This window comes from Pelotomaculum propionicicum, assembly GCF_004369225.1.
GTDB classification, from domain to species: domain Bacteria; phylum Bacillota; class Desulfotomaculia; order Desulfotomaculales; family Pelotomaculaceae; genus Pelotomaculum_B; species Pelotomaculum_B propionicicum.
The window spans coordinates 53,308-67,799 of record NZ_QFFZ01000017.1 but is presented as its reverse complement, the minus strand read 5'-3'; the positions used below and the strand labels follow the sequence as shown (position 1 = coordinate 67,799).

Here is a 14,492-nt window from a genome sequence, read left to right as displayed (position 1 = left end):
TCGTTTTAAGTAGTACAAGAATTTGCCTCTGAATTTCCGGGATAGAACCTTGACGGGGATAAAGAACTTTTTCTTTGAGTTCACCCACTTGCCATATGAATCAAGTCCACCGCCCGGTACAATGCAGAGTAGTAAACTTATTGACCGCCATTTACAAATAAAAATAAGATTTTACAAAAAACAGGGCATCTTCAACTTGACTCCAAATGATACCTATTCATTAAGGAGGTGAAATATTGAATAGGCCAATTATTTTTTTTATTGTATTACTAACTCTGATACTACTTTTTGCTGGGTGCAAAACACTAAAAGTAGAAAAAGAAAATCAACAACCGGGACATAAAATAGAATACGCCTTGGAATTTAATGACAACAGGTACATGTCTTTTAAAATAAAAAACCATACAATGGAGGACATTGAATTAGTCACGCCTACAACTCGTACATTTAATTTTTTTCTTTATAAAGATGGTAATGTAGTTTGGGACTCTCATAAAGATGACAAAACAATGACTGAACAGAACTGGGAATCCCATGGAATGCTTAAAGCCAATGGAGAAGGGGAAATTCCTATTTGGTATGCTAATATTTCTAAAGACCTAAATGGTATATATGATTATGAATTTTATTCAACATGTGATAAGTTAAAAGACGTTCCACATTTAACTGGTACGCTTGAATTTATAAGTGGCAAGTTTGCTCTTGACAGGGTTAAGGTTGTTAAATAAATAATGAAAAGCAATTAAAACTTAGTTGTCAAACTTTGAGCAGGGTTAACAAAAAATAGATGTTTCCTAATTGTCAACTCAGGGGAGTAACTTGTCACAAGAAAAATGGTAAAAATTATTATGGCAAAAAAGACAAATAATCTTTTTAAATTCAATAGGATCCCTCCTCGTATACGATAAACTTAGATATAGGCCAACCAAGTCCCCTCTTGGCGCGAACCAAGTTTAAAGGACGGATTCACCCCCGGTGAATGGGTCGTCTGCCTATAGTTCACCGGGGTAATTCTTGTGTAAGACCCTCATACCAACTACCACCCCCCAACAAAAGCTCCGCCATCCCTTGTTTACCTCAAGAACCACCTAGCTCTGAAAATCCCTGTCTTTCGACAAGAATTCGTTGTTCCACAATTATCTAACCTTAATTGCTAATTATTAATACCAGTAGGAACTTGGTAATATTCTATTTTTGATGTTATGCTTCAGGGATATATCCTTAACACAATGTCGCATAGTATTACCAAAATGTTCACTATACTAAATATATTGTATTAAAAGAGCACGGGTTCTTATCTATAGAATCCCGGCTCTTTTTAATTCGGTACTATCATCGAAGCCATACGCAAAGCATTTTACCATAATATGGTTAGCGTACAATTTTTTCCGTTTCATGAGCAGACCCCTTATATGTGACGGTCTGTCTACCCCCTTTTGATATATGTTCTTTTCTGGAAACTCTTAACAATGTGTATTATGGAGAAGATCTTGATCTGGCGGAAAAAGTTCCCAGCCTTGAAGATAATTTAGAGGACAGGATTGTTCATCAGGAAGAAATAGAAGAGCTGGGGAAAGCCATATTAAAACTTCCGGAGAAGCACAAAGATCTGTTGTATTTTAAGTACATATTGGAAATGAATGATCTGGATATAGCAGAAATTTTCCAAATAGCTCCGGACAGTGTCCGGCAGTATCTGACCAGAGCCCGGAGAGAAGCCAAAGAGCTCATGGATAAGGAGATGAATAAGCATGCCGAATAACAGCTCGGAGCAAACTCGGAAAAAACTTTATGAGGAATATGAAGATAGTCTGTTCAAATTGGTAATGCACGACGCCGCGGAAAAAGAAGGCCAGCTTTTCCTGGAGGAAAAAGAAAAGCTGAAAAACGACCCGGAATTTCTACCTTCCAAAGAGGCAACCCAAAAATTCAGTCAACAACTGGATGCGCAGCTAAAAAAATCGAAGGCTTATGCCAGACGGCGGCGCATTTGGCAGGCCTTGAACATAGCGGCGGTTGCCATGCTGATCATGCTGGTGATACTAGGCACTACTGTGGCGACCGTGGAAGCAGTGCGAGTCAGGGTGCTGAATTTTTTAATGGATATTCAGCAGGAATATACATCTTTTCAGTTGAAGGACAGTAGCAGCGGTTCGGAGGGTAGCAGTACAACCATTGACTGGCACAAAGCTTATGTGCCGACCTATATACCGGACGGATATGAAGTCAGTGCTATTTCCAACAGCGAACCTTTAAAACGAATCGAATTTAAAAATCCGCAGGGGGTGCTTATCACTTATATGGAATTAAGCGAAGGCAACAAGCCTGCGTTGGATACGGAGAATGCCTCCGCCTTTGAACCAGTCAGCATCAACGGGCATGAGGGATCGCTTATTGTGAAAAACTCTCTAGTTACAGTGATCTGGGCCATGAATGACCGTATGTTCATGATTCGGGGACAGATGGAAAAAGATACTGCGGTTAAGATGGCCGAGGGAGTGAAATATATAGATTAGCTAAAAAATATTTCAAAAAAATAGAAAAATATGTTGCAGAAAGCCTCCTTTGGTTGTCTTTCCTATTGAAAGATATTTAAAGGAGGTTTTTGTTTATGAAAAAATTCATCTGCAAGTGTCTTCTTGTCCTAATGGCCGTTTTCTCTCCCGTTCCGGCTTACGCGGCTGATGGGACAGAAAACTCAGGAACACAAGGAGTGATAACTCCTCAATTCACGTACATTTCCTTGTTAAGTCCGGGCCTATCGATCAACTCGTCAGGGAAAGCCACCTGCATAGGGCTTGCTTCAGCTTACGACAGTTCGCACACCACCAAGCTGACCGTCGAATTGCAGAAATCCACCGGCAGCGGCTGGAGCACAATCAAGTCGTGGTCCGCGACAGCGCCTGGGACCTACGTTGCCGATGTATATGAGGATTATTACGTTGTCCACGGTACCTATCGGGTATGCGCTACCGCTGAAGTTTATAACGCTTCCGGCATTCTGTTGGAGAGAAAATCGTTATATTCTGACACGGTAATATATTGAATTGGGTTGCTATCATATCAATAGAACAAGGGCTATCAAGGATCTTCTAATCTGAAGTATTAATGAGAAACGGCAATGAAATTATTGCCAAGAATTTTTGTTGGGAGTGGATTTTTTTTGCGGCACTACACTGGTTTACTTCTTGAAAGCTATAAAAAACCGTTGTTTCGGCGGTAATAATCATACGTATAAAAATTCTCAATGCCAAACGGCGGTTTTGGAATAAAAATCAAGGCCGCCGTTTTCCTTTTTAAAAAATAGCATATCGTAGGGTGTATTAAGTTCGCCCTTTTTTAAGGATACGGCGGTGTTAGGAGGATGCCGCCGTGCTAAATTTGTGCCGACATTATCTGACGCCATTTGACTGTTCAAAAAAAGCCTTATTTGCAGATGGCCCTATTTCGGCCAACAAGGTATATACACACATTACATAATAAGAGGTCTGAGCCTTTCTGCCCGATTGGATGTTTTCCAGTCGGGCTTTTTTGTAACTTTTTGCCAAGCGTCATCTGAAAAACGCAACAAACAGCCCTTGCCGGTTTGGATAGAGAGTGAAAGGGAAAAAGAGACGAGTTTTACTCCCTCCATTCGGAACAGGAAGGAGGTGAACTCTTTGGAGCGATCTTCTTCCAATAACAAGGGAAAAACTGTCCGGCATCAGTTTGACAGCTTTTGCAGGAAGGTCCTGAAAGGCGAAGCCAGCAATTACCGCAAGGCACTTGCACGGAGCTTGCAGTACGAAGTGACCCTTTCCGAGCTGTCAGAGAAGGAGTTAAGCCAGCTTTATACTATGGATGAATATGCGACTGATTATTACTTGTTCCAAGCAATGGGCTACGATGTCGAGGTCAAGGACGCATTGATAGGTGAAGCGTTGGAAGCTCTGCCCGAGAAAAAGCGCAACATTATCCTGCTGTCTTATTTCCTGGATATGTCGGATGCGGAAATCGGGGAACTGATGAACCTTGTGCGCACCACAATCTACCGTCATAGGACAAGCTCACTGCAACAAATCAAAAAGTATATGGAGGGAAAAGCCGATGGTGAAAACAAGTCCGAGCCGTAAAAATCTGCTGCCTTTTCCCGTCATTGCGGCGGCGGCAGGCGGCAACATCGACGCGATCAATGCCGTACTGAAACACTACGAAGGGTATATAGCCGTGTTGTCCACCAGGAGAGGTTATGACCGGAACGGCATCCCTTTCCTGTGTGTGGATGAAGAATTGCGCCGCAGACTGGAAACTAAGCTCATTACCAAAATCCTTACATTCAAGGTAGCGTAAGTCTTGCCCGCGCGGGAATGTGTCCCCTTTCCACCTTCCCGATTGCGGGCTTTTCGTGTTGTTGCCGGTCTATAAAAGTCCATTGGTTGTCGGTGAGCTTTTACAGGTTGACAACAGCCCCTTGTTCTTTGACAAAGAAAGCGCGCTAACCACGCGCAATATAGGGCTAATCGGATACTTTCGGTCTATGCCGAGCCGGACGGCGGGTGCGCCACGACTTCCCAAAAAGGGAACGAGCGATCACCACCCAGGCCGCAAAATGAGCATGGCAGCTTGTGGGGCGACGACGCATAGGCCGGTACAATGATACTTCCGTCCAGCCACAGTCCGAGCGTTAAAAGCGTCGCAGGCAATGGGGGCGGCCCGTCAGTATGGGGGGAGGTGAAATGCCTATGAGGACAGCCGCCGTCCATCCGATAAGCCCGTAAAACGATGGAACCGAAACAGAAACGCAGGTCAGGGGCGCGTCCGTTTGAGCGAGCGTGTATGCGCATCCAATCATAGGCGCGCCCCTGTTGTCTGCATTTATATTTTTTAAGCAGAAAGGGGCTGATACCTTGCTGAAAAGCAATGAAGCATATAAGCTGATCTTTCGGGAGTACCCGGATGTGGTCAATGTGGAGCAAATGTGTGAAATGCTCGGCGGTATCAGCACAAAAACCGGATACCGCCTTTTGCGGCAAAATCAGATTAAGCATTTTAAGATAGGCAGGACGTATAAAATCCCCAAGTTTCATATTTTTGAATACCTGGCGGTTGTACAGGAATCCAATGCGTAAAACATCGTTCGCACATTTGCAAGTTATTTTGGAGCCTGTTACACTAAACCCGTCAATGGTAGGTGAATAGAGACTGTTACTGATTTAAGGAGGCAAGAATTCATGGTAACAGGACATCTACGCGAAAAAAACGGCTATTTCCACATGATCCTCACCTATAAGGACAGGAACGGAAAGCGCCAAACCAAGTCCATCAGCACGGGACTTCCCGTCAAGGGGAATAAAAAGCGCGCCGAAGCGATGCTTTGGAAGACCAGGCAAGAGTTTAATCCCGACACGGCAATGAGTGATAAAAACGCCTTGTTTGCAGACTTCCTGAAAAAATGGTTGCAGGACGTTATCAACAGAGTGGACGCCGACACCTACGCCCTCTACGCGTACGACGCCAAAACCTTCATTATCCCTTACTTTAAGGATACCGCCGTTACGGTGGCAAAAATAAAGCCGGGGGACATCGAAGGCTACTATCAGTACGAGAGGACAGAAAAAAACGCTTTAAACACCGCCCTGCTCCAATATCACGAGGTCATTAAAGAAGCCTTGGCCTACGCCGTGGAACTTGAGCTGATCCGGGACAATCCGGCCGACCAAGTAAACCCGATCTCCGGCGAGGTGCGGATACTGTTTACCGACTTCCTGCTGGAATGGCTGGAGATGATCAAACACAATGTGGAAATGACTACCTACGCTTCTTACGCTGGTTGCATTAAGAGCTGCATTATTCCTTATTTTAAGGAGTTCAAGCTTACGTTGAAAGATGTTACGCCCAAGCACATCCAAGACTATTATCAGTACGAGCTGAACGAGAAAGGCGTAAGCGCCTGCACGGTAATCCATCGCCACGCCAACATTCGCAAGGCCTTGCAGTACGCTTTCAAGGTGGGCCTGATCGCCTTTAACCCCGCCGACCGGATCGAGCGGCCCAAAACCGGAAAATTCGTAGCCAGTATTTACGATGCCGGGGAATTGGAAGCCTTGTTTGCCGTCGTGAAAAACAAACCGATAGAGTTGGCCGTTATCTTGGGCGCGTTTTACGGACTGCGCCGCAGTGAAATCGTGGGGCTTAAATGGGACGCGATTGACTTTGAAAAAAAGACGCTGACCATCAAGCATACCGTAACCGAGGTAAGGGTGGACGGAAAAGCCATCATCGTGGAAAAGGACCGCGCCAAAACCAAGTCCAGCCACCGCACCCTACCGCTGGTGGAGCCCTTTGCAAAGCTTCTTCGACGGCTGAAGGCAGAGCAGGAGCGCAATCAAAAAGTTTGCGGCAAAGACTATTGCCGGGAATATCTTGGCTACATCTACGTAAACGAGTTGGGAGAACGGATCAAGCCTGGCTATATCACCCAGAATTTCGCGCTTACGCTGAAAAACCACGGTTTGAAAAAAATCCGTTTCCACGACCTGCGCCATAGCTGCGCCAGTTTGTTGTACGCCAACGGAGTCAGCCTGAAGGAGATCCAGGAGTGGTTGGGGCACAGTGATATTTCCACCACCTCGAACATTTACACCCACCTGGATTTCAGCTCCAAGGTCGCTTCGGCCAACGCCATCATCGGCGTATATCCCTCCTGACATCCCTCCAAATCGGCGGAATGCCAGGTAAAAAGGGAGCTGAGAGCATTGCCAATACGCGCTAAAGCGTGTCATGTGACGGTATGACGGGCGGCAAACAAAAGGTGCCGCCAGAAAAGAAAAAAGCCCTCAAATCCGCTTGTGTCGCGGCTTTAAGAGCATTGACTTCTGGTGCCGATGGCCGGAGTCGAACCGGCATGGAGGTTATCCAACGGTTTTTGAGACCGCCGCGTCTGCCAATTCCGCCACATCGGCAAGTTTATTTCAATTTCCCTCTCCATAAACCGTCTTTGGAATTTGGAGGGATATGGTGGAGGGATATGAAAAACCATAGAGACTATGAAGTTATCAAGAACCCAGCAACCATGCGGGTTTGGGAGCCGCCTACCGGTCGAAAAGGGCTTTTTACGCACTGGTTTTTGAGTCCGCTGCGTCTGCCAGTTCCGCCATTTCGGCATATGGTTTAATAGCAACACTTATTCTAACAGAAAGGATATGCGGAGTCAATATGAAAGCCCTTGGTGGACGTTGGTAGGTTTTATGTTAATGACTCTGTCAGGTCACTTTCTAAATGGTCATATAATTTATTTTTCAAAAGCAAGACTATCATAAAAATAATTAATAATCAAATTTTATTTTACCTATAATAATACCTTGTATTTGAAGAGTAAAATAGCTAGAATAAGTTTAATCTTTTGCAGTAACTATTTTTAAATAATTTAGTTTGGAGGGAGGTAGAAACATTTGAAGGAAAAAGTTGAGGAAGTACTGGGTAAAGTACGGCCTTTCTTGCAGAGAGACGGCGGCGATGTCGAACTGGTCGATGTTGACGCCGACGGACTGGTCAAGGTGCGGTTAAAGGGGGCGTGCGGCGGGTGCCCCGGAGCCAAAATAACTCTGAAGCAAGGCATTGAGAGGGTACTTAAACAGGAGATTCCAGAAGTAAAGGAAGTCGTAGCTGTTTAGTTTTTGTATAAAGAATAATCAAATTATCAGCATGAAAGTAAATCCCTTCACTGTGGCTCAGGCTTAAAGTGAAGGTTTTTTTGTTATTTTTTTCACATAAAAAGAATTTATAATTTTACTGTTAATCATAAGATATTTTGTTGAAATACCCGGTGAGAACAGGTAAAATAATTTAAACTGCAAGTTTTCAGAACACATACTTAAGGTTTTGAGCAGCAATAATAAATATAGTTGAAGGGAGGTTTAATGCCAGTGAAAGAAAAAGTTCAAGAGGCGCTAGGAAAAGTGCGTCCCTTTCTTCAAAGAGACGGCGGCGATGTTGAGCTTGTGGATGTTACTGAAAACGGCTTGGTAAAAGTACGCCTTAAAGGAGCCTGCGGTGGCTGACCCGGCGCTAAAATAACCCTCAAGCAGGGTATTGAGCGGGTGCTCAAACAAGAAGTACCGGAAGTTAAAGAAGTGGTATCAGTTTAGCAAATAACCCTCTGGACAAGCCAGAGGGTTGCTTTATTGCTGTGATTTAATATGGTAGATGTCTGTCCTCCTGTGTTTCAACAGGGGCAGTGCTTCCCTTATTTTATCGATCTCGCCCGGGTCGATATCCGCGTATATGATCGTTTCCTTTTCGTCCGCCCGGGCGATGATATCGCCCCAGGGGCCCACGATGGCCGAGTTCCCGTAGCTGACGTATGAAGCGCTGGTATCTCTGGCTGTAGCGGCGCCTATGACAAAAACCTGGTTGTCAACGGCGCGCGTCCTGAGCAGCAGTTCCCAGTGCGCGGGGCCGGTGTTCATATTGAAAGATGCCGGGAGCACAATCACATCCGCGCCCATCAGGACCATCAGCCGGCTCAGTTCCGGGAAGCGGATATCGTAGCATATGGCCACACCCAGGTTGGCCACAGCTGTTTTTACCACAGTAATAACTTTGCCTCGTGCGAGTGTTTTGGACTCGTGAAAAGAAAGCCCGTCAGGCAGGTCCACGTCAAAAAGGTGGATTTTTTGGTGTTTGGCCAGAAATTCACCCTGTGGGCCAAAAACAAAAGAGGTGTTGAAAATATTGCCGTTCTCACGCTCGGGCAAGGAGCCGCCGACCAGGTAAATCCCCTCAGCTGCGGCAGCCTCTGACAGCATTTTAAAAGTCTTACCCGCAGGGAAGCTTTCAGCATATTGGGGGAACAGTCTGCTGTTGTAAGGGCAGTTGAACATCTCCGGCAAAACAACAATCTCACTGCCGTTAGCAGCCGCCTCTCTGATCATGGAGCGTGCCTTGGCCAGGTTGTCGTCCTTCTGGCCGGCAACCAGCATCTGACAAACGCCGGCTTTAAATTTTCTTTTCACTATAGACTCTCCCGTTTATTCGTCGGAATGGGGACAGGCCGAGCTATGTCCCCAATTTCTTAAGGTTTACCTGTTATCAAACCTTGAATTATCGAAGGATCTGCCAGGGTGGTGGTGTCACCGAGATGGTCAAAGTCACCGGCCGCGATCTTTCTCAAGATCCTTCTTAAAATTTTACCGCTCCTGGTTTTAGGCAGGGAATTGGTAAAGTGGATCACATCCGGCGAGGCGATTGGTCCGATTTCTTTGCGCACAATGGCTATCAGTTCGCTTTTTAAATCGTCAGTTACAGTTACTTCCTCTTTGAGTGTCACGTAAGCGTAAATGCCTTCCCCTTTAATGTCATGCGGGAAACCTACCACTGCGGCTTCAGCGACTTTGGGGTGGGCGACCAGGGAGCTTTCGACCTCGGCTGTGCCGAGGCGGTGTCCGGATATGTTGATCACGTCATCCACACGGCCCATCAGCCAGAAGTAGCCGTCCTCGTCCCGGCGGGCGCCGTCGGACGTAAAATAGCAGTCCGGGTACTGGACGAAATAGGTGTTTTTAAATTTTTCCGGGTCGCCGTAAACACCGCGCATAATACCGGGCCAGGGCCTGGTAATAACCAGGTATCCGCCTTCATTTACATCTGCTTCGCTACCGTCCTGCCGTATGACCTTGGCGTTAACGCCGAAAAAGGGCAGTGTGGCTGAACCAGGCTTCAAAGGTACGCACCCCGGCAGTGGTGAGATGAGAATTCCTCCTGTTTCTGTCTGCCACCAGGTGTCGACTATGGGTGTTTTTTCTTTGCCGATTGTTCTATAATACCACATCCAGGCTTCAGGGTTAATAGGTTCGCCGACTGAACCGAGCAGGCGCAGGCTGCTGAGGTCTCTTCTGAGCGGCCATTTGTCCCCGTCTTTCATCATCGACCTGATCGCTGTGGGTGCGGTGTAGAAGATATTTACTCTGTATTTTTCAATGACTTCCCAGAACCTGTCGGGTTCGGGGTAATTCGGCACGCCTTCAAACATCAGTGAGGTCGCGCCCGCGGCAAGCGGCCCGTAGACCAGGTAGCTGTGTCCCGTGACCCAGCCCACATCCGCGGTGCACCAGAAAACATCCTCATCCCGGTAATCAAAGATATATTTAAAAGTAGTTGTCGCATAAACCATATAGCCGCCGGTTGTATGCAGCACTCCCTTGGGTTTGCCGGTGCTGCCGCTGGTATAAAGAATAAACAGCGGGTCTTCCGCGTCCATTTGTTCGGGCTCACAGACTGCGGAGACGGCCTCCATTTGCTCGTGCCACCAGTAGTCACGGCCTTCGGTCATAGCGCAGTTGTGGTCAACTCTTTTTACCACGATGCAGCTGGTTACCCCGTTGCAGCAGGTCATGGCGTTGTCAGCGTTTTCTTTAATGGGAATCAACCTGCCGGCGCGGTAGCCAAAATTGCTGGTGATCACAATCTTGGCGCCCGAGTTCAGGATCCTGTCTCGCAGCGCCTCAGCGCTGAAACCACCGAAAACCACACTGTGAATAGCCCCAATCCTGGCGCAGGCCAGCAAAGAGATGGCTAGTTCGGGGATCATCGGCAGGTATATGGTCACCCGGTCTCCCTTTTTCACCCCGCGGCTTTTCAGCACGTTGGCAAATTTACATACTTCACGGTGCAGTTGGAGGTATGTATACGTACGGCTTTCCTCATAAGGTTCGCCCTGCCAGATCAGCGCGGCCTTGTTTCTGCGCCAGCCTCTCAGATGGCGGTCCAGACAATTGAAAGATGCGTTAAGTTTGGCTCCTCTGAAATAACGGATGAAAAAATTGTCTCCCAGGTCATATTCTTCTACGGCGTCCCATTTTTTAAACCATTCAATATGTTCCTCAGCCATGCCTGCCCAGAACTCATCCGGCTTTTCAATAGAATCACGCCACATTTGTTTGAACTGGCTAAGGCTGTTAATTCTAGCTTTTTCCATAAATTCCGGTGGTGGGTTGAATACTCTTTTTTCAATTAATGAAGATTCTACACTGCCGCTCTTTTTGGAAGTCATAGTTCCCCTCCTGACTGGATAAAACATCCTTAAAATAAATTGTTAACTGGTTAAAATATAATGCTCTTATGATAGATCAAATATTTTAAATAATTAAGAATTTTGCTTCTAATTACCTAAATAAAAAGTTTAAAAGCTTTTATGCCAGGTTAAATGGTACAAAAAATCAAATTCCAGAGATCGTACAAACAGCCACCAAATGGTCGTTTTAAAGGGTTGAATTGCTTTGCTGGCAAGTAAAGCCAAAAAGAGGCTTGTCTATGATAGGAGAGGAGGGGTGGTTTTAGCTTTTTTATACGGCCTATCGGTGGTCATGGCGTCAAAGCTGTCGGCAATCCGCAGGATCCTGGCCCGGTATGGTATGTTTTCGCCGTAAAGCCCCAGGGGGTAACCGCTCCGTCAAAATTTTGATCAGGGACTATAAGTGCAATTATGTTAGTTTTTATGAAAATAAATAGGCTGCCCTTTTTATTGGGCAGCCATCATTTGACTGAAAATCAGATTTTGACAATTAAATCATTGGATTTTGCGGTGGACGGTACATTGTTTGCTGCTGGGCTTCTCCGCCCATTTGCGGCATGCTTACTCCTGTTTGAAAGCCGTACTGAGTCATGCCGGCCTGGTATCCCTGCTGGGGCATGGCGCCCGGGCGTATGGCCGCGGTATGCTGTATCCTCTGCAGCTCCTGGTTCCACTTGTTAATGTTTTGGGTGATGTCGTTGGGATTTGCGGCTTTGGGCTGGTACCAGCCGCGGCTGTTCATTTCAGTGAATATTTCATGCTGAATTTGTTGTTCGTCTCTCAATATTCCTGAAAAGGCGTCCATAATCTGATTGTTGGCTGATTCCAGCGCGGCCGTATTGTATCCGGTGGCGATATATTTCTGTGTAATCAGAGTGTCAGTCAAGCGGTCTTTTTCGTCAAGCATCGTATTCACCTCCTAAAATTGCCTTTGCTGGGCAAAGTTTTGCGCGTTTCTCATTAAAATCTCATAATGTCCACGGTGCCTTTCGGCAATACGCAAGTACATCTGCTGTAGTTTGGGGTCGGTTGTTTCTCTGGCGCAGGTAGTGCTTTTGGTTATGGCTAATGCTTCAGCCCTGAGCTGCTCCCCAAGGTGAAAGAGTTCCATTTCTGTTAACTGCATCAACAAGTTCCACCTCCTTTTGATTTTTTATAGTTTGCTCATGATGCAGAAAAAAATTCAAATAAATTAATAAAAGCCCAGTATTGTATATTTTAATTCAAAAAATAGCGCCGGTTAAAGCAAACCGGCGCTCATAATTGTTGTACTGACTAGCTGTAGAAGTTGACCTTGATTCCCCGTTTTTTCATGGCTTCCAGCAGGGGCTCAGTGTCAATAGTGCTCAAGCGCAGCATCATTTCAACTCTTTCGTTATCTTTGGCCATGCTGACGATGCTCTGAATCTGGACGTCAAACTCTTTAACCACCTGGCTTACTTCAGTTATGAGTTCTACTTCGTCTTTGGCCTCAAGCACAAAGCGGGTGCCTGGCTTGCCGTAGCCGAAAAACTTGACCAGGGCGTCAAAAATATCGATAACTGTGATGATACCCACTAATTTCTCATCTTCAACCACCGGCACGCTGCCTATTTTGTTTTCTCTCATCAGCAGCGCCGCTTCTTCAATAGTTGTATCAGGAGAGACCTTGATTACCTTATGAACCATAGCGTCTTCCACCGTCATTTTAGCCAGCAGGTAATTTAATTCGTAAATGCTCAGGGAAGTCGCGGGTGAGGGAGATACGGTCAGCAGCATTTTTTCTGTTACCACACCGTCCAGCTTTCCTTCTGACACCACCGGCAGGTGTCTGATATTGTATTTTTTCATAATTTCCAAAGCTTCAAAAACAGGTGTTTTCTTGCTAATTGTAATAGGTGATTTGGTCATATAGTTGCGTACGAACATATATACTAACCTCCTATCATTTTCTTCTATTGTAATCCAAATACAAGGCAGGCGCAAGGACGGGAAATAAAGTTAAGTCTTAAAATAGCTAATAATAAATGAAAACCCGTCATGTAAAAAATACATTACGGGTCAAAAACTGTATTGCGATATTAATTATGTACAAGTGAACTATTACATAAATTTAAACACGCCCCTGTAAACTTAACATCTTCTTCTTGAAGGCTTAAGTGAGAAGTAGGCCATCACCAGGAGTAAAAGCCCGATGAGAATCCCTGTGTAGCTTGATAATATGTTGACCAGCCCGCCGCCCAGGGAAGAACCGTAGGCTTGTCCGGCGGCCTGCGCGCCCTGCTTGGCGGTTTGCACAGCCTGCTGGCCGCGGAAAAACGGCAGTATCCATGTGGCCAGGGGGATGACCAGGCATTCCACAGCGGCAACCAGGCAGGCTTTCGACCAAATTTTACCGGCGGAATAGGAATTCTGGTAGAACAGTATGGCAAAAACGGGCCAGCCGATGCAAAACGTCAGCAGCGCGGCCTTTAATGTTATCAGCGCGAACAGGAAGTAAAGCAGGATGCCGGTGATCAGACCTGCCAGGACAGAGTTAAATATTCTCATATTTTCCCTCCCTTCTCATTTTTAGTTAAGTTTATGCTCTCCCGCGCCGGATATGACCCTGTTTCTAAAAAAAGTAACCAGTGTACAAACTAGGTAACACTAAGTCCATGGTGTTGAAACAAGCTGCTCCATTGCGAAGCGTCGTCAGTAAACTTAGCGAAGCTGAGGTTGCGAAATTGGATGAGCGGGACAGAGGTCAGGGGACACACCTCCGTTTGGAGCCATACTTAAAGGCCGAGGTATGTCCCCAACGTATACATATTAAAAAGATGTTAAATATTTCTTAAGTTTTTAGGTGTATATTGACAGCCTAAAAAAGGGGATTTATAATAAGGTCAGATATAGTCAAAGATAATAAACCTTACAACTGCCGGGAGATCAATTCAATTATTATGCGGAGGTGTTCTAAATGGCTTTAGTAAGATGGGATCCATTCCGTGAATTGGCTGGTCTGCAAAACTCGATCGCCAGGCTGTTTGATGAGAATGTACGCTATTTAAGGTTCCCTGAAGGCGCCACAGGCCAATTCGCCTTTCCGGTGGATATTAAAGATACCCCTGAAGCGGTCCAGATCAGGGCTGAGTTGCCCGGTATGAATAAAGAAGACATCAAGATAAATTTAAACGACAATATCTTAACCATACAGGGTGAGCGCAAAAAGGAAGAGAAAGAGGAAGGCACAAACTTTATCAGGATTGAAAGGAGCTACGGCTCATTCAGCAGGTCTTTCACGATAGATATCCCTGTAAAGCAGAATGAAATCAAGGCCAGTTATCAGGAAGGAGTGCTGGAGATAATCCTACCCAAAGAAGCGCCGGCAAAACAGGAAAATATCAACATCAAGATTGATTGATTACTTGGGGTTTTCCCGGCAGTAATAGTTTTTATGGACGAGGGAAGTATAACCCTCGCT

General features: G+C 45.8%; 17 protein-coding genes, 1 tRNA gene and 2 pseudogenes. 11 read left to right on the top strand and 9 right to left on the bottom strand.

What is annotated here, in order from left to right:
* Window positions 1-126: pseudogene (locus tag Pmgp_RS09465) on the bottom strand (transposase); the annotation flags it as partial.
* Window positions 127-236: 110 nt separating this feature from the next.
* Between Pmgp_RS09465 and Pmgp_RS09460 the strand changes: the two are divergent.
* The 8 genes from Pmgp_RS09460 to Pmgp_RS09415 all read left to right on the top strand — a co-directional run bounded on the left by Pmgp_RS09460 (window position 237) and on the right by Pmgp_RS09415 (window position 6,686).
* Window positions 237-728: a hypothetical protein gene (locus tag Pmgp_RS09460; protein ID WP_134213741.1), complete on the top strand. Its 492-nt coding sequence runs from the start codon at window positions 237-239 to the stop codon at window positions 726-728.
* A 743-nt stretch (window positions 729-1,471) separates the two neighbouring features.
* Window positions 1,472-1,762 carry an RNA polymerase sigma factor gene (locus Pmgp_RS09455; RefSeq protein WP_243119792.1) on the top strand — a complete coding sequence of 97 codons (291 nt, stop codon included), beginning with the start codon at window positions 1,472-1,474 and terminating at the stop codon, window positions 1,760-1,762.
* The gene (locus Pmgp_RS09450) at window positions 1,752-2,516 is read left to right on the top strand and encodes a DUF4367 domain-containing protein (RefSeq protein ID WP_134213739.1); all 765 of its coding nucleotides are present in this window, start codon (window positions 1,752-1,754) and stop codon (window positions 2,514-2,516) included. Before Pmgp_RS09455 ends, Pmgp_RS09450 begins: the two co-directional genes overlap by 11 nt.
* A gap of 95 nt (window positions 2,517-2,611) precedes the next feature.
* Window positions 2,612-3,046, top strand: coding sequence for a hypothetical protein (locus Pmgp_RS09445; RefSeq protein WP_134213738.1), 435 nt, complete (start codon window positions 2,612-2,614; stop codon window positions 3,044-3,046).
* A 613-nt stretch (window positions 3,047-3,659) separates the two neighbouring features.
* Complete coding sequence (locus Pmgp_RS09435) at window positions 3,660-4,112, top strand: sigma-70 family RNA polymerase sigma factor (RefSeq protein ID WP_134213736.1); 453 nt, start codon at window positions 3,660-3,662, stop codon at window positions 4,110-4,112.
* Window positions 4,087-4,329 (top strand): helix-turn-helix domain-containing protein, encoded by a 243-nt coding sequence (locus tag Pmgp_RS09430; RefSeq protein ID WP_134213735.1) that lies wholly within the window; start codon window positions 4,087-4,089, stop codon window positions 4,327-4,329. Before Pmgp_RS09435 ends, Pmgp_RS09430 begins: the two co-directional genes overlap by 26 nt.
* Before the next feature lie 557 nt (window positions 4,330-4,886).
* On the top strand, window positions 4,887-5,108 hold the full coding sequence (locus Pmgp_RS09420; protein WP_427910026.1) for a helix-turn-helix domain-containing protein: 222 nt from the start codon (window positions 4,887-4,889) through the stop codon (window positions 5,106-5,108).
* 102 nt (window positions 5,109-5,210) lie between these two features.
* Window positions 5,211-6,686 carry a tyrosine-type recombinase/integrase gene (locus tag Pmgp_RS09415; protein ID WP_134213733.1) on the top strand — a complete coding sequence of 492 codons (1,476 nt, stop codon included), beginning with the start codon at window positions 5,211-5,213 and terminating at the stop codon, window positions 6,684-6,686.
* Between the two features lie 169 nt (window positions 6,687-6,855).
* Here the strand turns inward: Pmgp_RS09415 and Pmgp_RS09410 are convergent.
* A tRNA-Leu gene (locus tag Pmgp_RS09410) sits at window positions 6,856-6,941 on the bottom strand.
* A gap of 489 nt (window positions 6,942-7,430) precedes the next feature.
* On the opposite strand from Pmgp_RS09410, the gene Pmgp_RS09405 reads away from it, so the two are divergent.
* On the top strand, window positions 7,431-7,652 hold the full coding sequence (locus tag Pmgp_RS09405; protein ID WP_134213732.1) for a NifU family protein: 222 nt from the start codon (window positions 7,431-7,433) through the stop codon (window positions 7,650-7,652).
* A gap of 252 nt (window positions 7,653-7,904) precedes the next feature.
* A complete protein-coding gene (locus Pmgp_RS09400; protein ID WP_153189201.1) occupies window positions 7,905-8,126 on the top strand; it encodes a NifU family protein in 222 nt (73 codons plus the stop codon).
* Between the two features lie 33 nt (window positions 8,127-8,159).
* Here Pmgp_RS09400 and Pmgp_RS09395 read toward each other — a convergent pair whose 3' ends face one another.
* The 7 genes and pseudogenes from Pmgp_RS09395 to Pmgp_RS09370 all read right to left on the bottom strand — a co-directional run bounded on the left by Pmgp_RS09395 (window position 8,160) and on the right by Pmgp_RS09370 (window position 13,579).
* A complete protein-coding gene (locus Pmgp_RS09395) occupies window positions 8,160-8,993 on the bottom strand; it encodes a carbon-nitrogen hydrolase family protein (RefSeq protein WP_243119791.1) in 834 nt (277 codons plus the stop codon).
* A gap of 59 nt (window positions 8,994-9,052) precedes the next feature.
* The gene (gene acs / locus Pmgp_RS09390) at window positions 9,053-11,029 is read right to left on the bottom strand and encodes an acetate--CoA ligase (RefSeq protein WP_134213731.1); all 1,977 of its coding nucleotides are present in this window, start codon (window positions 11,027-11,029) and stop codon (window positions 9,053-9,055) included.
* A gap of 276 nt (window positions 11,030-11,305) precedes the next feature.
* Window positions 11,306-11,425, bottom strand: a pseudogene (locus Pmgp_RS20865) (HD-GYP domain-containing protein); the annotation flags it as partial.
* A 115-nt stretch (window positions 11,426-11,540) separates the two neighbouring features.
* Window positions 11,541-11,957 (bottom strand): spore coat protein, encoded by a 417-nt coding sequence (locus tag Pmgp_RS09385; RefSeq protein WP_134213730.1) that lies wholly within the window; start codon window positions 11,955-11,957, stop codon window positions 11,541-11,543.
* A gap of 12 nt (window positions 11,958-11,969) precedes the next feature.
* Window positions 11,970-12,176: a spore coat protein gene (locus tag Pmgp_RS09380; RefSeq protein WP_205078003.1), complete on the bottom strand. Its 207-nt coding sequence runs from the start codon at window positions 12,174-12,176 to the stop codon at window positions 11,970-11,972.
* A gap of 149 nt (window positions 12,177-12,325) precedes the next feature.
* On the bottom strand, window positions 12,326-12,958 hold the full coding sequence (locus tag Pmgp_RS09375) for a CBS domain-containing protein (protein WP_134213728.1): 633 nt from the start codon (window positions 12,956-12,958) through the stop codon (window positions 12,326-12,328).
* Between the two features lie 204 nt (window positions 12,959-13,162).
* Entirely contained in the window at window positions 13,163-13,579 is a 417-nt protein-coding gene (locus Pmgp_RS09370) for a hypothetical protein (RefSeq protein ID WP_134213727.1), read from the bottom strand.
* Between the two features lie 409 nt (window positions 13,580-13,988).
* Between Pmgp_RS09370 and Pmgp_RS09365 the strand changes: the two genes are divergently transcribed.
* The gene (locus tag Pmgp_RS09365; RefSeq protein ID WP_134213726.1) at window positions 13,989-14,432 is read left to right on the top strand and encodes an Hsp20/alpha crystallin family protein; all 444 of its coding nucleotides are present in this window, start codon (window positions 13,989-13,991) and stop codon (window positions 14,430-14,432) included.
* The last annotated feature ends 60 nt before the right edge of the window (window positions 14,433-14,492 follow it).